The following is a 21,281-nucleotide window of genomic DNA, read 5'->3' as shown; positions in this document are numbered from 1 at the left end:
CTTGATCATCTTCGACAACGTCAGCAAGGCCTTCGCCGACGGCACCACAGCCGTGAACCAGCTCAGCCTCAGCGTGCCCAACGGCAAACTGACCGTATTCGTCGGGTCCTCGGGCAGCGGCAAGACGACGGCGCTGCGCATGATCAACCGGATGATCGAACCCACCGAGGGCAACATCTCGATCGACGGCGTCGATGTCTCCACCCGAGACCCGGTAAAGCTGCGGCTGGGAATCGGATACGTCATCCAGCACGCCGGACTGATGCCCCACCAACGCGTAATCGACAACGTGGCAACGGTTCCCGTCTTACTTGGCCAGTCTCGCAGGGCCGCCCGCAAAGCCGCCTACGCGGTGCTCGAACGGGTGGGGCTGGACGCCAGGCTCGCGACCCGCTACCCCGCGCAACTTTCCGGCGGCGAGCAACAACGGGTCGGCGTGGCGCGAGCGCTGGCCGCCGACCCGCCGATCCTGTTGATGGATGAGCCATTCTCCGCCGTCGATCCGGTGGTTCGCCACGACCTGCAGAACGAAATACTGCGTCTACAGGGCGAAATGCATAAGACGATCGTCTTCGTCACCCACGACATCGATGAGGCGCTGCGGCTCGGCGAACGGGTGGCGGTGTTCAAGGGCGGTTCATTACAGCAGTACGACGAGCCTGGCCGGCTGCTGTCGCGGCCGGCCAATGATTTCGTCTCCAGGTTCATCGGCCTGGGCCGCGGTTATCGATGGTTGCAACTCCTCGACGCGGCCGGTCTGCCGATGCACCACGTCGAACAGATCACCCCCGACAAGCTCTCCGACACAAGGCTTTCCGACGGTTGGGCGGTCGTCGTCGACGATACCGGTGCGCCCCTCGGCTGGATCGACGACGAGGGGTTGCGCCGCCACCGCGCCAATGTCTCGTTGTCCGACATCATGAGCGCGGTGGGATCGCTGTTTCGGCCCCAGGGCAATCTGAGCCAGGCACTGGATTCGGCGCTGTCGTCGCCGTCGGGCATCGGCCTCGCCGTTGACGACGCCGGAAAGGTGATCGGCGGTGTCCTGGCCGCCGACGTGTTGGCCGCGGTCCAGGCCCTACGGGCGGGCTCGGCGGAACCTCATGGGACTTAGCCGATGCACTATCTGCTGACCCACCTCGACGACGCCTGGGCGCTGACCGGGATACATCTGTGGCTGGCATTGGTGCCGGTGCTGATCGGGCTGGCGATCGCGCTGCCGCTGGGCATGCTGGTGCAGCGCACGCGAATCGCCCGCCGGCTGACGACGGCGGCCGCCAGCGTCGTGTTCACCATTCCATCGCTGGCGCTGTTCGTGGTGTTGCCGATGCTGATCGGGACCCGCATCCTCGACCAGGCCAACGTCATGGTGGCGTTGACGGCCTACACCGCCGCACTGCTGGTGCGGGCGGTGCTCGAGGCGCTCGACGCCGTGCCCGCCCAGGTGCGTGACGCCGCCACCGCCGTCGGCTATCCGCCGATCACGCGGATACTGAAAGTCGAACTGCCGCTTTCGATTCCAGTACTCGTCGCCGGTTTGCGGGTGGTCGTGGTCACCAATATCGCGATGGTTTCGGTCGGTTCGGTGATCGGCATCGGCGGCCTGGGCAGCTGGTTCACCCAGGGTTACCAGACCAACAAGAGCGACCAGATCCTGGCTGGCATCATCGCGCTGTTCCTGCTGGCGGTGGTGATCGACGTGCTCATCGTGGTGGCCGGCCGGCTGGCCACGCCGTGGGCACACGCCACCCGAAGCGCCGGCCGTCGCTCGGTCGTGGCGCCCGTAGTGGGTGGCGCGCGGTGAACTTCTTCGAGCGGGCGATCTCCTATGTGCTGACCGCCGACAACTGGACCGGCCCGGTGGGGCTCGCGGCCCGGATCCTCGAGCATCTCGAATACACCGCCCTGGCGGTGGTGGCCTCGGCGCTCATCGCGATTCCCGTCGGGCTGATCATCGGGCACACCGGCCGCGGCACCCTGCTCGTGGTGGGCGCCGTCAACGGCTTGCGCTCCCTGCCGACGCTAGGCGTGCTGCTGTTCGGGACGCTGCTGTTCGGGTTGGGGCTCGGTCCGTCTTTGGTGGCGCTGATGCTGCTGGGTGTGCCCGCGTTGTTGGCGGGCACCTACGCCGGGATCGCCAATGTCGAGCCGACGGTCGTCGATGCGGCCCGCGCGATGGGTATGACCGAGGCCCAAGTGCTGATGCGCGTCGAAGTGCCGAATGCGTTGCCGTTGATCCTCGGAGGGCTACGCAGCGCGACCCTGCAGGTGGTCGCCACCGCGACAGTGGCCGCCTACGCCAGCCTCGGTGGTCTGGGCAGATACCTGATCGACGGGATCAAAGAACGTGAGTTTCATCTCGCCCTTGTCGGGGCGTTGACGGTGGCCGCATTGGCGCTGGTGCTCGACGGACTGCTGGCGCTGGCGGTGTGGATTTCGGTGCCGGGCACCGGGCGGTTGCGGCGAACATACCGGGCACTTCCGCAGCGGTTGGCGGGCACGTCTTACGGTAGATGAGTGAACGCAGCCCCCTCTGACCCGTCTCGCCGCGTGTGGCAGGCGATGCTCACCTGGCGCGCACATGATGCTCCCCGGATGGAATCGGTACGAGTTCAGGTGTCCGGCAACAGAATCAAGGCCAATGGCCGCATCATTGCCGCCGCCACCGATACCCATCCGGCGTTCGGCGCCTATTACGACTTGCTGACCGATGAGACCGGCGCCACCAAGCGGCTCGGCATGACCGTGACCCTGGCCGAGCGTGAGCGCGTCTTCTCCTTTGCCCGCGACGAAGAGAACATGTGGTTGGTCACCGACCATCAGGGCGAGCACCGCGCGGCCTACAACGGTGCGCTCGACGTCGACGTGGAGTTCAGCCCGTTCTTCAATGCGCTGCCCATCCGGCGGCTCGGTCTGTACGAGCGAGCCGCCTCTGTCACGCTCCCAGTGGTCTATGTGAACATGCCGGAGATGTCCATCACTGCGGACACCGTGAGCTACAGCAGCACCGGCAGCCTGGACGTGATCAAGTTGCGCTCGCCGATCTCCGACACCACGGTGAGCGTCGACGACGACGGCTTCATCGTCGACTATCCAGGCTTGGCAGAGCGGATCTGATCACCCCGCCGGCCCGGCCCGCGGCGGCCAGTTCCTGACGCCAATTCTCCGCCCCGATGATGACGTGGAAAATGTCGGAGCGCGGGAAGCTGTCGTACCGCGTTCGCGCGGCATGGCCGGCGTCGACGAGGTCGGCGACCGAGTCATGCGACGCCAGCGAGTCCCGGGCGCGCTTCAACAGTTCGATGGCGCGATCGGCCGTGGGCACCAGTTGATCGGAGTTGCCTTCGCACATCGCCCTCACCAGGTCCGGGGCCGTGGCCGCCACCCGAGTCCCGTCACGGAATGACCCGGCGGCCAATGCGAATGCCAGCGGGACGTCTGCGGCCACGACGGCCAGTGCCTCCGCGAGCAGGTGGGGCAGATGCGAGATGGCGGCCGCGGCGGCGTCGTGTTCGTCGGACCTGGCCGGTACGACCACCGCGCCGCAGTCCAGCGCCAACGTCATCACCGTCGACCAGACCGAGGGATCGACATGGTCGTCGACGCTGACCACCCACGGGGCCCCGGCGAACAAGCCGGCGTAGCCGGCGGTCCACCCCGAATGCGCGGTACCCGTCATCGGGTGGCCCCCGACGAACCGTTTCAGCAGACCGGCCGCGACGACCTGATCGAGCACCGCTTGCTTGACGCTGGTGACGTCGGTCAATGCGCACCCCGGAGCCGTCTCTTTGATGTGGGCGAGCATGCCGGTTATCGCCGGCATCGGCACGGCCAGCACGATCAACGCCCCGGAGTCGGCGGCGCGCGACAGGGTCGCGATCAGATCGGTGTCAGCGTCGAAGCCGTCGGCGGTCGCGCCCTGCGCACCCTCCACCGAACGGTTGTAGCCGAACACTTCACGGCCGGCTGCCGTTGCGGCCCGCATTATCGAGCCGCCGATCAGCCCCAGCCCGAGCACACACACCGGTGTCTTAGATGGAGGGCTTGCCACATTCCAAGGTTGGCACATCTGGCCGGGAACGGCGCCGTCAGATCTCGCGGCTACCAGCCGCCATCTGGTCAGGGGCCTGGTCAGGGACTACCGTAAGCGGCCATGGGAGCACAACGGGCCTCCGCCCAGCGCGTGTCCGCCGACACACCGGACGGTTTCGGTGTCGCGGTGGTGCGTGAAGAAGGGCAGTGGCGCTGCGCTCCGATGGCCCGTAAGTCGCTGTTGAGCCTGCCGGCCGCGGAGACGGAGCTGCGTGAATTGCGCAGTTCCGGGGCGGTCTTCGGCCTGCTCGACGTCGACGACGAATTTTTCGTCATCGTGCGGCCGGCCCCGTCGGGCACGCGGTTGTTGCTCTCCGATGCCACCGCCGCGCTGGACTACGACATCGCCGCGGAAGTGCTCGACAAGCTGGACGCCGACATCGATCCGGAGGATCTGGAGGACTCGGATCCATTCGAGGAGGGCGACTTGGGGCTGCTGTCCGACGTCGGGTTGCCCGAGGCGGTGCTGGGGGTCATCCTCGACGAGACCGATCTGTACGCCGATGAGCAGTTGGGCCGCATCGCCCGCGAGATGGGCTTCGCCGATCAGTTGTCGGCGGTGATCGAGCGCCTCGGTCGGTGATCGCAAGCGCGGCCGTGGCGATCGCAAGCGCGGCGGCGCCGGGCGCGGCGGGTCGCCACAGCTGATGGAGCCGGGCGCGGCGGGTCGCCGCCATCAGGACCGGTCGGTGAGATCCGACGAAGACCTGATCCGTTCCGCACTGGCGGTTGCCGCGACGGCGGGTCCCCGTGACGTGCCTATCGGGGCGGTGGTGATCGGCGCGGACGGAACCGAATTGGCCCGCGCGGTCAATGCCCGCGAGGCATGCGGAGACCCGACGGCGCATGCCGAGATCCTGGCGCTGCGCGCGGCGGCCGAGGTGCTCGGGGACGGCTGGCGGCTGGAAGGCGCCACGCTGGCGGTCACCGTCGAACCGTGCACGATGTGCGCGGGGGCGCTGGTGCTCTCCCGCGTCGCCCGGCTGGTGTTCGGCGCCTGGGAGCCCAAGACCGGAGCGGTCGGGTCGCTGTGGGACGTGGTCCGCGATCGGCGACTCAACCACCGCCCGGAAGTGCGCGGTGGTGTGCTTGCGCAGGAGTGCGCTGCGCCACTGGAGGCCTTCTTCGCCCGCCAGCGATTGGGGTGAGGGCCCTTGGGTTGGGTAAGCTGCTCGGCGGTGGCGTGTCCGAGCGGCCTAAGGAGCACGCCTCGAAAGCGTGTGACGGCTAAAACCGTCCGAGGGTTCAAATCCCTCCGCCACCGCCAAGACTGTACGAACCTCAGTGGTTCGGATTTGCTGGAAGCCGGGAGACCACTGCGTACGCGCACTTTGTGCGCCACTGCGCGCCCGCCGGAAAATCGCGGTTTAAAATTCGCAATTTTGGGCAAACTGCCGCATGACCGCACGTCACAGCCCTGGTCTCCTTGCTAGCGCAGTAGCCGCCGCGTCGAGCGTTGCCGCTGGTGTGCTGGTATCCGCCATCCCCGCCGCAACCGCCGATCCCTGTCCGGACGTTCAGGTGGTGTTCGCCCGCGGCACCGACGATCCACCCGGTCTGGGTCCGACCGGACAGGCTTTCGTCGACTCTCTGCACTCGCGCATCGGCGCGAAGTCGTTCGACGTTTATCCGGTGGATTACCCCGCCACCCATGACTGGACGAGCGCGGGGGAGGCCGGTGTCAGAGACGCGGGCGCACACGTCGTTTCGATGGCGCACGACTGTCCCAGCACCAAGATGGTGCTCGGCGGGTATTCCCAAGGCGCGGCCGTGATGGGCTTCGTCACCTCGCCTGTCGTGCCGACTGGGATCGATCCGGCGGCCGTGCCCAAACCGTTGGATCCGGAAATCGCTAACCACGTCTCGTCGGTTGTGCTCTTCGCCTTACCCAACGAGAAGGCGATGAACTTCTTCGGTGAGCCGCCGGTCGTCATCGGCCCGCTCTATCAGGCCAAGACCATCGAGGTGTGCGCCGCCCAGGACCCGATCTGCTCTGAGGGCATGAATTTCGCCGCGCATGACACGTACTCGACCAACATGGCAGTGATCGACCAGGGCGCAGCCTTTGCGGCCAGCCGTCTTGGCGGAGGTCCTATGGGCGGCTCCATGTAAGCGGATGGCGGTGGCCATCATCGAGAATGACCGGCCGCACCAATCGGGCCGCGGCGATTGGCGCTCGATACTTGCGAACCACTAGCTTTTCTGAGGTGAAGTTCTCAGCTACTAGTGCAGTCGCGCGGTGGATCGCCCCCTTGCTTACGGTTGCGGCCGTCATCGGTATGGGCCAAGTCGGCTTCCCGGCACAGGTTCGTCCCGCCCCGACGGTGCGCCTGGTTGCCGACGGCAACCCATTGGCCGGAGCGCCGTTCTACGTCAACCCGACGTCGGCCGCCATGCGCGCCGCGCAGAGCGCCGATCCGCCGAGCCCCGAGCTGACCGCGATCGCCAATACACCGCAGGCGTACTGGATCGTCCCGGGCTCCTCGGCAGGCACGGTCGGGAAGTATGTCGGCGATGCCAATGCCGCCGGGGCCATCCCGGTCCTGGCCATCTACGGGATCCCCCACCGCGACTGCGGCAGTTTCGCTGCGGGTGGAATGGCCTCGGGCGGCGACTACCGCGCGTGGATCGACGGCATCGCATCCGGCGTGGGTGCATCCCGGGTGGCGATCATCGTCGAACCCGATGCACTCGCCATGGCCGATTGCCTGTCGGGTGATCAGCGCCAGGAGCGCTTCGATTTGGTTCGCTACGCCGTCGACACGCTGACCCGCGATCCGAACGCGGCCGTCTACGTCGACGCGGGTCACCTGCGCTGGCACACGGCCGACGACATGGCGGCCAGGCTCAACCAGGCCGGCGTCGGCCACGCGCGGGGGTTCAGCATCAACACTGCGAACTTCTTCACCACCGAGGACGAAATCGGTTACGGCGAGGCTATTTCGGGTCTCACGAGTGGTTCGCACTATGTGATCGACACGTCGCGCAATGGTGCCGGACCGGCGCCCGACTCCGACCTCAATTGGTGCAACCCCAGCGGCCGAGCACTGGGCACTCCGCCCACCGCGGCTACCGCGGGAGCGCATGCCGACGCCTACTTGTGGATCAAGCGTCCGGGTGAATCCGATGGGACGTGCGGCAAGGGTGACCCGCCGGCCGGCAACTTCGTGAACCAGTACGCCATCGATCTCGTTCACAACGTCGGCCACTAGAGCGGCTCGAGTGCTACCCGTGTCGGTCCGCGCTACGTCGGGAGCGCGGACGGATTTGCGATTCACAATCGTTCTCGGGTGAAAATGGATAACATTTGAGCACCAAAAGCAGCACAACGAGCGCACGGCACGAGGCGTCATGGCCAGCAAAGTCGGCATCATCGCCGTCATCGCGATCTGTATTGCCTTCATCGCGGCTCCCGAAACAGTGTCCAATTTTCTAGCGCGCGCAGACGATTCGGCAACCGTGTTGTCCAGCGGCATCAACCAGCTTCGTCAGGGATGCGCGGCCATCAGTGACGACCCGCGTTTGGCCGAAGCGGCCCAACGGCACGCTGACGACATGCTGCGCAGCGGGGTACACGGGCACATCGGTTCGGACGGCTCTTCGCCGCAGGTGCGTATCACGGATGCGGGCTATAGGAGCAGGTATTCAGGTGAGATCGTCTTCTGGGGGACCGGATCCGCCGCGAATCCCGACAAGGCCCTCGACATGTGGATGCAAAGTCCCCCACACCGGGCGATCATCCTGAATTGCGCATATAACGCGGGCGGCTTCGCCGCCGCCTGGGACGGTAACAAAATGACCGCCGTCGGTGACTTCGCGGCTTCGTAAAGCACTCTGCGCCAATCTATTTCAGCTCCGCCACCATCGACATACCTATGCAAGCGGGTGGTGAAGCCGGCTAAGCGCCACCTAGCGGGCAATTACATGTGAGGCAGCCAACCGGACCCGTGCGGTGACAGTACAAAGCCGCGGCCCTGGGGGTCTTTGCATGCAGTGATACCCGAGTTGTCCACCCCGCAGGTGATGCCGTTCACGGTGATCGAATGACCCGGAGGAAGCGTTTTGACGGGCTGTCCATCGATCACGCGCGATGGTTCGCTCTCATTCGTCTGCTTCAGCCCGGTAGTGGTGCCAACCCAATTAACCCCGGTGATTCCCGCTTCCGGGTGTGACGGTGCAGGCGGTATAGCAGGCAAGTTATTTCCACTGCACTGTGCTTGATCGGACGTGTAGTTGCAGACGACCCCGTCAGGGGTGAGAAAGTAGACCGTTGGCAGCGGTGGCCGGCCGGGGTTGGGAATGTCAATCGTGTAATCGGAAGCGTTCACGGGGGCATCGGCGCTCAGGTCCGGAAATTTGGGTGGGTCGGCGTGGGCGGTGAATGCAACTGAGAAAGCAGTCCCGACGAGCACACCGGTCCACATGAACTTGTTGACGCACATTTCACTTCTTTCGCTTCGGGGACTCGCGCTACTGAACCGTTCGATGATTCCCTCTCGGCCGTATCGCATTGACGCAAAACATCTTCCATTCATTCACTGCTGACGCCGGGGAAAATCGCCTACGCGCCACCTAGTCGGCCATTACACGTGAGGCAGCCAGCCGGACCCGTGCGGTGACAGTACAAAGCCGCGGCCCTGGGGGTCCTTGCATGCAGTGGTACCCGAGCTGTCCACCCCGCAGATCACGCCATCCACGGTGATCGAATGCAAGGGGGGCAGGGTCTTTAGGGGGTGTCCGTAGACCTGATTGTTAGCGGCAATCGGGTCGCCGGATTGTGCCAGCCCCGAGGTGGTCCCGATCGCGTTCACCGTGCCGGACCCAGCGGCCGGCGGGATAGCGGGAAAATTATTGCCGGTGCACTGCGCCTCTCCGGAGAAAAAATCGCATGTGATGCCATCCGGGGTAAGGAAATACACCGTATTGAGCGGTGCACGCCCAGTGTTGGGAAGCCCGATCGTGTAGTCCGCGACGTTTACGGGTGAGTACCCACTCATGTCTGGAAAAGCAGGCGTGTCGGCGCGGGCATTGCAGCTCGTCACCACAGCGCTGACTATCCCGGCAGCGACAGCGAGCGTCTTATTGATCATCTGAATCCTATCGGTGGGCAGGTTAGTGGTTCGCATTGACCTGAAACTCCTGGGTGTTATATGGAATGTTGGTCGTTGTGTTCCATTGACTCACAAACAGGTTCAGCTTATCCAGCGTTGATCCCGGCAGGATGAATCCGCCGTAGTTCTGGGGTACAAAGTTTGGCGCTTGCGGATTGCTCTGCTGCGCAACAACTGTCGGCCCGACGGTCAACACTTTCGTGGGCTCGTTCGCCACTCTGACTTCAACGTTTCCGGTGCCCTGGTTGAAACCCGATAGCACCGCCTGGCCGCCAACTTCCCTGAAACTGAGCTCCCCGAAGGGTGTGCGGCTGATCGGTGCGGTGGCGACTTCGCCGGGCTGTCCCCAGCCGTTTCCGTTCCAGGGTTGCCAGTATTGGCGCTCGGTGACGTGGTTGGGATCCACACGGTACATGGTCACGCCTCGGGTTCGATCGAACGAGTCGGCAGCGATGTACACCGTGCCGTCTTTGGCTTGATAGCCGCTGATCTGTGTGGGTTGGCTCGTCGCGCTGGTGCCCGGGTGAATGGGGTCATTGGGATTGGGTGGGTTAGGTGTCCAGGGGCGCCACGATCCTTGGATCGGTTTCCATCCATGGCCAGGATCATTGGTCACCTTGACAAGCCACGATCCCCCCGACGGGTTCAGATTGTCGGTACCCGCGACCATCATGTAGGTGGTGCCGTCACTCATCCGGATACTCCCGGCAGGAAGTGTGTCTGTCCCTCTTGGTGCCTCAGGCGGCGGTGGGAACAAGACGTTTTGGCCGTCTTGACCGGTCACCGGCGCACCGAAATGCGGACGGCCCTCGTCGTCGAAGGTGACTGGGACGGCCACCGACGGATAGTGCTTGCCGTCGTAGGCCTTATCGCCGGTGAACGAATCCCCGAAGATTGCGTACAACTTCGCCGGCTGTCCGTTCTCCCCGGGCACCTCGACCGCTTCCCCTAAGTCGGCCGCCCCGATGCCGGGGATGCCGGGAATGCCGCCGGTCCCGGCGACCGGTCCAAGATCCCGCACCTCACCTGGCTTGAGCGGACTCTCGATCCATTCGTCGACGGGTTTCGGAGGGTCGTAACCGTCGGTGTGTAGGGCATCCATCGACTTCCGCAACGTATCCGAGTAGGCATTGCGAATCGAAGTCATCTGTTTGACGGCATCGCGGACGTCGTCCACGGCCTGGGCGTGCGCAGCCTCCTTCAGCCTCTCCAATTTGGCGCGTTCCGACGCGGACAGGTCAAGGGTCAAGTCATGTTTGATCGCGCCGATGAGTCGGTCGAGCCCCCGCAGCTCACTGTCCAGAAGGGCGATCTCTTGAGCCCCTTGCTTTTGCGCGTCGGCCAGGGCAGCCGCTATCGACTCCAGATCGGCGCCGATCTTCGGCAGCTTCTCAGACTGCGTACCAAGGGATTTGATGACCCGCTGGACTTCTTCTGAGTCGTTGATTGGGTGACCACCATCCTGGTGGTTCCAGGCCGCGGCGAAGCGTTTTCGCGCGTCCTCGAAGGCGTGGTCGGCTTCGGCGGTGTGCCTACCGGCCCCGTGAAAGGCCTCGGCCAACTGCGATATCTGAAACGGGCTGCCCGCCTGCAGGCTCTGATTGATCGCCCATGGATCGCCGCCCGCCGACGCGATCAGTTCGGCTTCGCTCAGGTTTTCCCACGTCATTGTGCCGCCAGCAGTCGACAAACACCGACGAGCATCGCCGCCCCCTTCTGAGCTGGTACAACCGTACTACCGGAAGGTCTATGACGGGTTGGTGTTGGTTGGCGTGACCAGGGGACGGAGGCCACAACCAGCTCAGGTCTGGCTACCGGCCAGCTTTCGGGCCGTCAGCACTTCGATGTCTTGGAACGGCCGTCCCTCGGGCCGGATCAGATCGTGAAACCATACTTTGGGGACCGAGGTGTAGGGGTGGTCCCATGAGTCCCATGGGAAGTAGGTTTGGGTCTTGCCGGCCACCAGGCCCCAGTTGATGGCGCCGACGTTGCGGCGCTTGGCAACCGGCAGAATCGATTGGACGGTGCTGCCTTGGGGTCGCGCCATGTATTCCGTGCACAGGATCGGCCGGCCCAGCGGGGTGAGCTCGTTGATCCGGTTCTCGAACCCCGCCGGGCCCGCGTAAGAGTGGAAGGTGACCACGTCGGCGTTGGCGAGCTGTATGTCGCTGATCGCGCTGCGGCCCTGCGGTTGTCCCCAATCCCCGCGCCACACACCACTTGTCAGCGGCTGGCTGGGGTCCACCGCCCGGGCCCAGCGAAAGACCTGGGGGAGCAGGTTGGCGACCAGTTGCTCCTTGTCGCTTCGTTCGACGCTGCGGTACTGGCGTGCCGGGTTATCGGGCTCGTTCCACAGGTCCCAGCCCAAAATCCGGTCATCGTTGCGGAATTGGGTCATCACCGCCGTCACGTAGTCGTGCATGACCGGGACGTACTTCGGATCGCCGAGGCGTTCGGCGCCCGGGCTTTGCGCCCAGCCCGAGTTGTGCACGCCGGCGCGCGGCGCACGCTGACGTCCCGCGCGCGGTTGCGGATCCCAACAGGAGTCAAAGAAGACGAGCAGCGGTTTGATGCGATGGCGCGCCGCGATGTCGACGAATTGGCCAAGGCGCGTTTGAAAGCCGCGCTGATCGGCCGCCCAGAGCTGATCATGAAGGAACACCCGTGCGGTGTTGTGGCCGTAGAACTGGGCCCAGCCGAGCTCGGTGTCGATGCGCCGCGGGTCGAAGGTGTCGGGCTGGAACATCTCGAACTGGTTGATGGCGTTCGCCGGAATGTAGTTTGCTCCAACGAGCCAGCCCTGCGCTTGATACCAGCGGTTGGCGCGCTCGGGTGACCACCGGCCCGCTTCCTCCGCGGTGGCCCGCGGCATCCGGGCAACTGCGGCGCCCGCGGCCAGTAACAAAGGAAGTTTCAGGGCCGTACGTCGTTCCACGATGTGACGATAAGTTTTCGGGGCCGATTCCCTGGGATTTGCTCAGCGCGTCGCGACGACTTCAGATGACGATCGTTACCGTGCCGTCATCGGCGTCGTCGAGCGGTGGGGCTCGCTCGTCATCGTGACCAATCCGTGACCATCGGCACTCGGCGAGCCCATACCGTCATGCCCGCCGATGAAGATAAAATGCGGCCCATCCCGTGCTAAATGCGTTGCCGGACAATCTAACAAGCCGCGCAGCTGCGATCTGAGTCAAGTCGATGTAAGCGGCCGATGCCGCGCAAGCCACGGCCGCCATCGCCAGGGTGTCTCACCGGTTGATCGGGCGGCGTCGACCCTTGCGATTCGAGCAACTCGTCCTAACCGGGCGTCCACACAGGCATGGCGCCGCTATCCGGCATCGGAAAACCTGACAAGCAGTCGGCGAATTACTTCAAACTTCACCCGCGGGAGCGCAATACTGAACGGGTGCCCGATCGAAATGTGTTAGGCGGTCTGCTGGAACCGTGCGGCACAGACCCGCTGACCGGCTTCTACCGCGACGGCTGTTGCTCGACCGGCCCTCAGGACCTCGGGCGGCACACCATCTGCGCGGTGATGACCGCTGAATTCCTCGAGCACCAGCGTTCCATCGGCAACGACTTGTTGACGCCGGTTCCCGAGTATCGGTTCCCCGGCCTGCTGCCGGGTGACCGCTGGTGCGTTACCGCGCTGAACTGGCTACGCGCTCACCACGACGGCTGCGCCGCGCCGGTGGTGTTGGCGGCGACGCACGAGAGCACCCTCGAGGTGGTACCCCTGGAGGCGCTGCAAGAACACAAGGTCGACGTTCCCGACGATCTGGCCAACCTGTAGTCCCACCCCCGGCGAGGCCGATTCACGATGCATCTCCGTCGCGTCTAGCGTCTGTGTCATACGACCTGGCGCGTCGAAGAGGGGTTCCGGTGGGTTCTGTGGTGGACGACATCGACTTCGACGACTTGACCGCGCCCCGGCTGACCGACGTCCAGCGCCAGATCCTGGAATTCACCGAAGCCCAGCCCGTCGACCTCGACATCGACCGGATGCTCGCTGAGGCCATCGAGCAGGCTGGCCTGACAGCCGCAGCCGCCGACCTCGGCGACACCGACGGCTTCGCTGACCGGCTGCGGGCGCACGTCGCGGCGATCGACGCCGACGAAGGCCTGCGCCGGCTCACCCGCGGTTCGCTGCGCCAACGCATCGTGCGCCTGCTGCGCAACCGGTTGTCATTTACCGAGCTCATCCACCGGTATCCCGAGATCGAATCCATTCCGATCGAAAGGCCGTTCATCGTCGTCGGGATGCCGCGTTCGGGCACCACGCATCTGGTGAATCTCATCGCTGCCGACCCGCGCCGACGGGCCCTACCGTATTGGGAGAGCCAGGATCCCATCCCCGCCCGCGGGCAGGGCCCGGACATCTTCGGCATCGATCCCCGCTACGCGCGTGCCAAGTCAGAACACGATGCGTTGATGGCGAGCGCGCCGGTGGTGGCCGCCATGCATGACCGGTTCCCCGAGGCGATCGAGGAGGAGGTGGAGCTTCTTGACCTCGATCTGGCCTCATACGTGCTGGAATGGCATGCGCGCGTGCCAGACTGGCGGGATTTCTATCTGAGTCTCGATCAAACTCGGCACTATGCGTACATGAAAAGGGTGCTGCAGGCGCTGACCTTCCTGCGCGGCCCCCGGACATGGGTGCTCAAGAGTCCGCAGCACTGCGAGCAGCTGGGTCCGCTGATCGCGACATTCCCCGATGCGACGGTGGCGTTCACCCACCGCGACCCCGTTTCGGTGATCCAGTCGGCGATCACCATGATGGCGTACTCGGATCGGTTGCGCCGGAACAGCATTGATCCGCGGTGGCTGCTAGAGTATTGGAGCGACCGCGTGCACCGACTGCTCAGCGCATGTGTACGCGACCGCGACCTGGTGGCATCCGAACGCAGCATCGACATCAACTTCCATCAGCTGAACGGCAACGAAATTCCGCTGCTCGAGAGGCTTTACCGGTGTGCGGGCGTCGACTTACCGCCCACGGTGTTACAAGGCTTTCAGCGGTACCTGGACGGCAATCCGCGCGGCAAACACGGCCGCATCCGTTATGAACTGGAGCGGCATTTCGGTGCCACCGCCGAGGAAATCCGCGGCCGCTTCGGCTTCTACTTCGACAAGTTCGACGTCCGTCCCGAATAAAAGGAGCCGCCAGCGATGTCAGAACCTGTCCATCGGAGCAGGCCGGGCGCCGACGCGATGCGCCCGGCTTCGGCCGAGAAGGCCGAACAGATCGCACCCGGACTTTGGTGTTCGCCAGGCTTGTCCAACTCGTATCTGCTCACGACCACCGAGGGCCGGGTGATCGTCAACACCGGCATGGGGTTCGAGGGACCGGTGCATCGCGCCAACTTCGACGCCGTGGACTCCTCGCCCGTGCTCTACATCATCTTCACGCAGGGCCATGTGGATCACGTCGGTGGCCTGAACAGCGTGCGCGATCCCGAGACAACCGTTGTGGCGCAGGAAAATTGGAAAACATGGCGGGACGACAACGAGCGGTTGATGCCGTACCGGGCCAACCGCAGCGCGTTCGCCTTCAAAGACACCCTGGCCGGCGGTATCCAAGCCATCCAGCGGCGCCTGGGCACCTCACGGCTGGCCGGTCAGAGCGTGCCCGTCGTCGACATCGATTTCGAGGACACCCTCTGCTTGGAGGCCGGCGGCCGGCGCATGGAATTGATCGCCGTGCCCGGCGGCGAGACCACCGACTCCCTGGTGGTTTGGTTGCCGGACGAACGTATCTGTCTGTGTGGAAACATGTTTGGGCCACTGATTGGCCACGTTCCCAATCTCGTCACCATGCGCGGTGACCGCTATCGGGACGCGTTGACGGCCATCGCATCGGTGGACAGGGTCCGCGATCTGCACGCTGAGGTGCTGGTAACCGGTCACTTCGAGCCGGTCAGGGGCGCCGAGCGGATCAACGTTGAGCTGACTCGGCTGCGCGACGCGATTCAATACATTCACGATGAGACCGTGGCGGGGATGAACGCCGGCAAAGACGTCCGCACCCTGATGCGGGAGATCTCGCTACCCGCGGAATGCGAAGTCGGCCAAGGCTACGGCAAAGTGGCCTGGGACGTGCGGGCCATTTGGGAGAACTACTCGGGCTGGTTCCACCACGAATCGACCACCGAGCTATACCCGGTGGGATTCGACTCCGTCGCCGCAGACATCGTCGAGCTGGCCGGGGCTGATGCGCTGGTGGATCGAGCCAGGGCCCACCTGGCCGCCGATCGGGCGTTGCAGGCCATCCACCTTGCGCAGCTTGTCCCCGCGGAGCACCCCGGGGCCCGTGACGTGCTGCGGGAGGCCCATGAAAAACTTCTCGCCGGCAGCACCAACTTCTGGGAGAGTGCATGGCTTCGCAACCAGATAGCGAGGAACGCATGACGGAATTCGCACTACGGCCCGAGGACTTCTATCACACCGGCATCATCGTGGCAGACCTCGACGCTGCGATGGCCCGTATGAGCGCGCTGGCCGGCTACCGCTGGATCAGCCCGGTCAGCTACACCTTGCCGTTTCGTACGACCGCCGGAACTCAAGAGGTGACTTCGACTTTCGTCTATTCGCTGCAGGCTCCGCACGTCGAACTGATCAGGGAGGTGCCTGGCACGGCGTGGACGGCGGCACCCGGCAACGCGATCCATCACCTCGGCTACTGGACCGACAACTTGGCCGAGAGCGCAAAGATGCTGGAGCACAACGGCTTCACCTTTGAGGCGACTGCCGACACCGCTCCACCGGATTTAGCGCTCTTCGCCTACTACCTCGACGCGGCGGGCACCCGCATCGAGATCGTCGACCGCGCCCTGTTCCCGGACTTTCCGGCCTTCCTGCAGGCGGCGGCCGGACCAGAAGCGTAGCGAGACCGGACATGCTGTTGACGGTGCTGCGCTTCAACTTCGCCTCCCCGCACGGTGAACCACGCACGCAGGGCAAGCTTTTGTCCGCGGCGCTCGAACTCGGGGAATGGGTAGAGTCCCGCGGCGTCACCTCGATCAGCGTCGACGAGCATCATGCGACCGGGCACGGGTGGAGCTGCAATCCGATCATGGCCGCGGCGATGTTTTTGGCGCGGACCTCGAAGTTGATCGCCAGCGTCGATTGCGCGCTGGGGCCGCTGTGGAACCCGGTGCGGCTCGCCGAAGACATCGCACTCGTCGACAACATGAGCCGCGGCCGCCTGCACACCACGGTGGGACTCGGGTATCGCGCCGTCGAGTATGACGGTCTTGGAGTCGATTTCGGCCGGCGCGGTGCGCTGATGGACAGTTTGCTCGAACGCATGCTCACCGTCTGGTCCGGCGACGATCCAGAAAACGGCATCTGCACCGGCACCTGGACGCGGCCGCATCCACCGCTGTACGTCGGTGGCGGCGCGCGCGCCACGGCGCGTCGCGCGGCCCGATTCCGGCTGCCGCTCAGTTTGGCGGATCACCTGCCCGACATCGCCGACTACTACAGTGAGCTGTGCGCTGAGGCCGGCACGTCGCCGTTCATCCTCATGCCGGGCCCGGTCAACTACGGAATGATCTACCTGCACGAGGATCCGGACAGGGCGTGGGCGGAGCTGGGCGAGCATATCCTTTGGGAGGCAGTCACTTACGGCCAATGGTCGACCGATCAGCGTTCACTCATGCACCTGCCGGGTGTGCAGACTCTGGAACAGGTCCGGGCATCGGGACGATACCGCTTCCTGACTCCCGACCAGCTGATCGCGGAGGTGCGCGACGCGGAGAATTACGGCCCGCTCGTCATGCACCCCCTGGTCGGTGGCATGCCGGTCGACGAGGCGTGGAAGTCGGTCCAATTGCTCACCGACAAGGTGCTGCCCGCGCTGACCTGAGATGTCGAAATGCGTGGAGCAGTCAGCCGTCGCGGCGCTGCTCGAGCCACTCGGCCAGCGAGCGGCCGGCGTCCAGCACGTGTCGTTCGGCGATCACGCGGGCGCGTTCGACGTCGTTGTCACCGAGCGCGTCGAGCAACTCTTGGTGTTCGTCGAGTGAGTGCTTCTCGTGCTCGGGGAACAAGGTGAGGAAATTACTCGGCACCACCCGGGCGGCCTGCTTGATCTGATTCAACAGCCGGGACGAGTGCGCGGCACGGTGGATCATCTGGTGGAAATGCCAGTTGGCCTCCCCAATGCTGTCGTCGCCGGATCGCGCGACGACGTCGGCGGCGAGTTCACGCAGCGTCTCGAGCTCCTGCGGCTCGATCCGCTCGGCGGCCCACGCCGCGGCCTGCCCGGTCAGCACACCGAGAATGGTGAAGCTGTCCAGCACGTCGTCGGGGCTGATGCCGAGCACCGTGACACCGCTGCGGGGGGCGACTTGGACCAGCCCCTCGAAGGACAGCTCCAGCAGCGCCTCTCGCACCGGTGTGCGGCTGGTCGCGAATTCCTCGGTGATGGCGTCGAGGTCGACCCGGGATCCCGCGGGCAGGGCGCCGGTGAGAATACGGTCGCGTAACTCGCGTGCGGCGCGTTCGCGGACGGTTCCGGAGATGTCGATGCCTGCCACCTGGGCAGAATACCAAACGTAGCGTTTGAAATCTGAAATATCAGATGTTACATTTCAAAAATGCGCACCGACAAAATGACCCTCGTGGCCTTCATGCAGGCCGGCAGCACATCCGTCTACGCAGGCTCATGGCGGCACCCCGCAACCGAACACGGGTACTTGGACGCTTCTTACTACGCCAAAATCGGCCGTCAGCTCGAAGAGGGCTGCTTCGACCTGATGTTTTTCGACGATCGCCTGGCGATGCCGGGGGTCTACGGTGGCTCGGTCGACGAAGCCGTCCATTACGGAGCCCGGGCGGTCAAGCTGGACCTCAGCGTGATCCTCGGGGTGCTCGCGCAAGCCACCTCGAAGATCGGGCTAGGCGCCACCTACTCGACGACGTATTACCAGCCGTTCCACGTCGCAAGGACCTTCGCCTCACTGGATCACCTTTCGGGCGGCCGCGCCGCCTGGAACGTGGTCACCTCGGTCAACGACAGTGAGGCACAGAACTTCGGCGTCGACGCCCACCTCGGCCACGACGAACGCTACGACCGCGCTGACGAATTCATGGACGTCGTCACCGGGCTGTGGGACACCTGGGAGGACGACGCCATCCTGCACGACCGGGCGTCCGGGCACTACGCGAATCCCGCGAAGGTGCACGAGCTTGGCCACGTCGGCCAGTTCTTCTCCGCGCGCGGTCCGTTGACGGTGCCGCGCACCCCGCAGGGCCGGCCGGTCATCATCCAGGCCGGATCGTCGGGCCGTGGACGCGAATTCGCTTCGCGGTGGGCCGAATTGATTTTCACCGGCGATCCGGGCATCGACGTCGCGCGCAGCCACTACGCGGATCAGAAGGATCGCATCGCCGACGCCGGCCGCGATCCCGCGGATGTCCGTATCTGCCCCATGGCCTACGCTGTCGTCGGCGAATCGGAAGCCCACGCCAAGGAGCGCGAAGCCATGTTCCTCGATGACCTGGTTCATCCCATGGCATCCCTGACGCTCTTGTCGGAGTTGATGAATTACGACTTCGCGCAACATGATCTCGACGATGCTGTTACCGACGAACTGCTCGCCTCGGTCTCCGGCATCCGCGGGCTGATGCAGAACCTGCGTACCCACATCGGCGGTGACACGGTCACGCTGCGTGACCTTGCCAATCATCGCGCCACCTTGCTGCAGGGACCGCGTTTCGTCGGCACGGGTCAACAGGTGGCCGACCAGATGGCGGACTGGTTCGAAACCGGTGCCTGCGACGGATTCGTCTTGGCGGCAACGCATCTGCCCGGAGCGTTCGAGGACGTCGTGCGGATGGTGGTTCCGGAGCTGCAGCGCCGGGGACTGTTCCGCACCGAATACGAATCGTCGACGCTGCGGGGACACCTTGGGTTGCAACGTCCTTCGAACACGCGAGCTGCCGCCGGTGCCAATGCTTGACGGGCTGCGCGTACTCGACCTCGCCACCCTGGCCGCCGCGCCGCTGGTGGCCACCTATCTGGGCGAGTTCGGTGCCGACGTGGTCAAGGTCGAAGAACCCCGGAATGGAGACCCGATCCGTGGCTGGGGCAACCAGCGCGACGGCGTCGGGCTGATGTGGAAGTCGTTGTCCCGCAACAAGCGTTCGATCACTCTCGATTTGCGCTGCGCCGAAGGCCAGGCGCTGGTGCGCCGCCTGGTGGAACATGCCGACGTCGCCATCTTCAACACCCGTCCCCAGACCTTGCGCAAGTGGCGCCTGGACTACGAGAGCCTGCGCGCGGTCAACAACCGGATCGTGATGCTGCACATCACCGGCTACGGCTTGACCGGGCCCAAGAGCGAGCGCCCGGGGTTCGGCACGCTGGGGGAGGCGATGAGCGGATTCGCGCACATCACTGGCCAGGCCGGCGGTCCACCCACCCTGCCGCCCTTCATGTTGGCCGACGGGGTCGCCTCATTGAATGCCGCCTACGCAGTGATGATGGCGCTGTATCACCGCGACGTGCACGGCGGGACGGGGCAACTGATCGACGTCAACCTGATCGACCCGCTCGCCCGGCTGCTGGAGCAGACGCTGCTGGGTTATGACCAGCTGGGGTTGGTGCCGGAGCGGTCCGGCAACCGGTGGGATATTTCGGCGCCGCGCAACACGTATCAAACGGCCGACGGGCGGTGGCTGGCCATGTCGGGAAGCTCACCGACCCTGGCGCTGCGCGTGTTCCGAGCGATAGGGCGAGACGATCTGGTGACGGACCCCGACTTCTCAGACCCGCAGCGGCGGCTGGCGCGGGCCCGCGAGGTCGACGCCGTGGTGGCCGATTGGGTTGCCACGAAGACACTTTCGGAGACGATGGAGGTCTTCGACTCCCATGAGGTGGCCGCGGCCCCGGTCTACGACATCAAAGACCTGGTCGCCGACGAGCAGTTGGCGCATCGTGAGGTGTTCATCTCCGTCGACGATGCAGAGCTCGGGGCGATGACGGTGCAGGCTCCGGTCCCGCGTTTCTCATCGGCGTCCGGCGCGGTCGGCCATCTCGGACCTCGCCTGGGCGAACACAATGCCGAAGTCTACGGTGAGCTACTCGGTTTGACTCCCAACGACATTGACGACCTGCGCGCCCGCGGCGTGCTGTGAGAAGAAAGAAAACTCGCTAGTGACCGATCTGCTCCGTCGTTCCGAACTCGCGGTGCCCGCGAGCAACGACAACATGTTCGACAAGGGCGCCCAGTGCGGCGCCGACCTGGTGTTCCTCGACCTCGAGGACGCGGTGCCCCCGGCGTATAAGGAAGAGTCGCGCGCCAAGGCGATCGCCGCGCTCAACGACATCGACTGGGGCCGCACCGCCCGCGCCATCCGGATCAACGGCCTGGACACCCAGTGGTGTCACGACGACGTCGTCGGCGTGGTGACCAAGGCAGGCCACAATCTTGACACGATCATCATCCCGAAGGCCCGCCGCGCTCGCGACGTGTGGTGGGTGGATGTGCTGCTCACCCAGCTGGAATCGAAACTTGGCTTGGGCAATCGCATTCGGCTCGAAGTGCTCATCGAGGAAGTGGAAGGCCTGGCCAATGCCGAAGAGATCGCGGTGGCCAGCCCTCGCCTGGACGCCCTGATATTCGGCGTTGGCGATTTCTCGCTGTCCCAGGGGGCCCGGGTGGACACCAACTTCGTGCCGCTCGGTGAATACCCCGGCGAATTCTGGGCTTACGCGCGCAACAAGGTGATCGTGGCGGCGCGCATCGCGGGCATCGACGCGATCGACGCGCCGTATCCCGACTACCGGGATCTGGTGGGCTACGAGCGCGACGCGCGGCGCGCATCGTTACTCGGCTACACCGGCAAGTGGGCCATCCACCCCGATCAGGTGCCCGTCGCCAACGAGGTCTACGCTCCGACCGCCGACGAAATCGCCAGGGCCCAAGCCAATGTCGCCGCCTACCGCGAGGCCGAGGCCAAGGGCCGCGGCGCGGTGGGCGTGAACGGTGTCCTGGTCGACGCCGCCTACGTGAAGCAGGCCGAGCAGACCCTGGCGCGCGCGGCCCTGATCAACGGCAGCCGTTAGCTAGT

At 65.0% G+C, this 21,281-nt stretch carries 23 protein-coding genes and 1 tRNA gene; 18 read left to right on the top strand and 6 right to left on the bottom strand.

Features of this window, described 5'->3' with window-relative positions:
• The first annotated feature begins 1 nt into the window (after window position 1).
• Genes A5753_RS15895 through A5753_RS15880 form a run of 4 tightly spaced genes read left to right on the top strand, consistent with a single transcriptional unit; the run spans window position 2 to window position 3,117 of the window.
• Complete coding sequence (locus A5753_RS15895; protein ID WP_067129873.1) at window positions 2-1,114, top strand: ABC transporter ATP-binding protein; 1,113 nt, start codon at window positions 2-4, stop codon at window positions 1,112-1,114.
• A 3-nt stretch (window positions 1,115-1,117) separates the two neighbouring features.
• Window positions 1,118-1,804, top strand: coding sequence for an ABC transporter permease (locus A5753_RS15890; protein WP_067129870.1), 687 nt, complete (start codon window positions 1,118-1,120; stop codon window positions 1,802-1,804).
• The gene (locus A5753_RS15885) at window positions 1,801-2,517 is read left to right on the top strand and encodes an ABC transporter permease (protein WP_067129867.1); all 717 of its coding nucleotides are present in this window, start codon (window positions 1,801-1,803) and stop codon (window positions 2,515-2,517) included. Before A5753_RS15890 ends, A5753_RS15885 begins: the two co-directional genes overlap by 4 nt.
• Entirely contained in the window at window positions 2,518-3,117 is a 600-nt protein-coding gene (locus A5753_RS15880; protein ID WP_067129864.1) for a putative glycolipid-binding domain-containing protein, read from the top strand.
• Here A5753_RS15880 and A5753_RS15875 read toward each other — a convergent pair.
• A complete protein-coding gene (locus A5753_RS15875) occupies window positions 3,080-4,024 on the bottom strand; it encodes a prephenate dehydrogenase (protein ID WP_197694718.1) in 945 nt (314 codons plus the stop codon). The two genes, A5753_RS15880 and A5753_RS15875, sit on opposite strands and share 38 nt — an antisense overlap.
• A 129-nt stretch (window positions 4,025-4,153) precedes the next feature.
• On the opposite strand from A5753_RS15875, the gene A5753_RS15870 reads away from it, so the two are divergent.
• From A5753_RS15870 to A5753_RS15845, 6 genes are all read left to right on the top strand, one after another.
• Entirely contained in the window at window positions 4,154-4,675 is a 522-nt protein-coding gene (locus A5753_RS15870) for a tRNA adenosine deaminase-associated protein (RefSeq protein WP_067129858.1), read from the top strand.
• Window positions 4,676-4,781: 106 nt separating this feature from the next.
• Window positions 4,782-5,240 carry a nucleoside deaminase gene (locus A5753_RS15865; protein WP_067130170.1) on the top strand — a complete coding sequence of 153 codons (459 nt, stop codon included), beginning with the start codon at window positions 4,782-4,784 and terminating at the stop codon, window positions 5,238-5,240.
• 29 nt (window positions 5,241-5,269) lie between these two features.
• Window positions 5,270-5,359, top strand: a tRNA-Ser gene (locus tag A5753_RS15860).
• A 131-nt stretch (window positions 5,360-5,490) separates the two neighbouring features.
• A complete protein-coding gene (locus A5753_RS15855) occupies window positions 5,491-6,204 on the top strand; it encodes a cutinase family protein (protein ID WP_067129855.1) in 714 nt (237 codons plus the stop codon).
• 95 nt (window positions 6,205-6,299) lie between these two features.
• The gene (locus tag A5753_RS15850; RefSeq protein WP_067130167.1) at window positions 6,300-7,304 is read left to right on the top strand and encodes a glycoside hydrolase family 6 protein; all 1,005 of its coding nucleotides are present in this window, start codon (window positions 6,300-6,302) and stop codon (window positions 7,302-7,304) included.
• Window positions 7,305-7,443: 139 nt separating this feature from the next.
• Window positions 7,444-7,920: a CAP domain-containing protein gene (locus A5753_RS15845; protein ID WP_197694710.1), complete on the top strand. Its 477-nt coding sequence runs from the start codon at window positions 7,444-7,446 to the stop codon at window positions 7,918-7,920.
• A gap of 92 nt (window positions 7,921-8,012) precedes the next feature.
• On the opposite strand, the gene A5753_RS15840 is transcribed toward A5753_RS15845, so the two are convergent.
• From A5753_RS15840 to A5753_RS15825, 4 genes are all read right to left on the bottom strand, one after another.
• Window positions 8,013-8,534 carry a hypothetical protein gene (locus A5753_RS15840; protein WP_067129852.1) on the bottom strand — a complete coding sequence of 174 codons (522 nt, stop codon included), beginning with the start codon at window positions 8,532-8,534 and terminating at the stop codon, window positions 8,013-8,015.
• Window positions 8,535-8,675: 141 nt separating this feature from the next.
• On the bottom strand, window positions 8,676-9,089 hold the full coding sequence (locus A5753_RS15835; protein ID WP_369829327.1) for a hypothetical protein: 414 nt from the start codon (window positions 9,087-9,089) through the stop codon (window positions 8,676-8,678).
• A gap of 115 nt (window positions 9,090-9,204) precedes the next feature.
• On the bottom strand, window positions 9,205-10,872 hold the full coding sequence (locus A5753_RS15830; RefSeq protein ID WP_067129846.1) for a DUF4185 domain-containing protein: 1,668 nt from the start codon (window positions 10,870-10,872) through the stop codon (window positions 9,205-9,207).
• 132 nt (window positions 10,873-11,004) lie between these two features.
• Complete coding sequence (locus A5753_RS15825) at window positions 11,005-12,138, bottom strand: cellulase family glycosylhydrolase (RefSeq protein WP_067129843.1); 1,134 nt, start codon at window positions 12,136-12,138, stop codon at window positions 11,005-11,007.
• A gap of 471 nt (window positions 12,139-12,609) precedes the next feature.
• Between A5753_RS15825 and A5753_RS15820 the strand changes: the two genes are divergently transcribed.
• The 5 genes from A5753_RS15820 (at window position 12,610) to A5753_RS15800 (ending at window position 17,070) form a co-directional block, all read left to right on the top strand.
• Complete coding sequence (locus A5753_RS15820; protein ID WP_067130161.1) at window positions 12,610-12,996, top strand: DUF2237 family protein; 387 nt, start codon at window positions 12,610-12,612, stop codon at window positions 12,994-12,996.
• 89 nt (window positions 12,997-13,085) lie between these two features.
• Window positions 13,086-14,357 (top strand): sulfotransferase, encoded by a 1,272-nt coding sequence (locus tag A5753_RS15815; protein WP_067129840.1) that lies wholly within the window; start codon window positions 13,086-13,088, stop codon window positions 14,355-14,357.
• Between the two features lie 15 nt (window positions 14,358-14,372).
• The gene (locus A5753_RS15810; RefSeq protein ID WP_067129837.1) at window positions 14,373-15,611 is read left to right on the top strand and encodes an MBL fold metallo-hydrolase; all 1,239 of its coding nucleotides are present in this window, start codon (window positions 14,373-14,375) and stop codon (window positions 15,609-15,611) included.
• A complete protein-coding gene (locus A5753_RS15805; RefSeq protein WP_067129834.1) occupies window positions 15,608-16,087 on the top strand; it encodes a VOC family protein in 480 nt (159 codons plus the stop codon). Before A5753_RS15810 ends, A5753_RS15805 begins: the two co-directional genes overlap by 4 nt.
• Window positions 16,088-16,098: 11 nt before the next feature.
• On the top strand, window positions 16,099-17,070 hold the full coding sequence (locus A5753_RS15800; RefSeq protein WP_067129831.1) for an LLM class flavin-dependent oxidoreductase: 972 nt from the start codon (window positions 16,099-16,101) through the stop codon (window positions 17,068-17,070).
• A 22-nt stretch (window positions 17,071-17,092) separates the two neighbouring features.
• Here A5753_RS15800 and A5753_RS15795 read toward each other — a convergent pair whose 3' ends face one another.
• Entirely contained in the window at window positions 17,093-17,743 is a 651-nt protein-coding gene (locus A5753_RS15795) for a GntR family transcriptional regulator (RefSeq protein ID WP_067129828.1), read from the bottom strand.
• A 60-nt stretch (window positions 17,744-17,803) separates the two neighbouring features.
• Here A5753_RS15795 and A5753_RS15790 point away from each other — a divergent pair, with 60 nt between their 5' ends.
• Genes A5753_RS15790 through A5753_RS15780 form a run of 3 tightly spaced genes read left to right on the top strand, consistent with a single transcriptional unit; the run spans window position 17,804 to window position 21,276 of the window.
• A complete protein-coding gene (locus A5753_RS15790; protein WP_067129825.1) occupies window positions 17,804-19,168 on the top strand; it encodes an LLM class flavin-dependent oxidoreductase in 1,365 nt (454 codons plus the stop codon).
• A complete protein-coding gene (locus A5753_RS15785) occupies window positions 19,161-20,345 on the top strand; it encodes a CaiB/BaiF CoA-transferase family protein (RefSeq protein ID WP_067129822.1) in 1,185 nt (394 codons plus the stop codon). The genes A5753_RS15790 and A5753_RS15785 overlap by 8 nt, the downstream gene beginning before the upstream one ends.
• Before the next feature lie 19 nt (window positions 20,346-20,364).
• Window positions 20,365-21,276: a CoA ester lyase gene (locus A5753_RS15780; RefSeq protein ID WP_067130159.1), complete on the top strand. Its 912-nt coding sequence runs from the start codon at window positions 20,365-20,367 to the stop codon at window positions 21,274-21,276.
• The last annotated feature ends 5 nt before the right edge of the window (window positions 21,277-21,281 follow it).

It is taken from the genome of Mycobacterium sp. 852002-51971_SCH5477799-a (assembly GCF_001667145.1).
Lineage (GTDB): Bacteria > Actinomycetota > Actinomycetes > Mycobacteriales > Mycobacteriaceae > Mycobacterium.
This window is presented reverse-complemented; position numbering and strand designations above follow the sequence as displayed.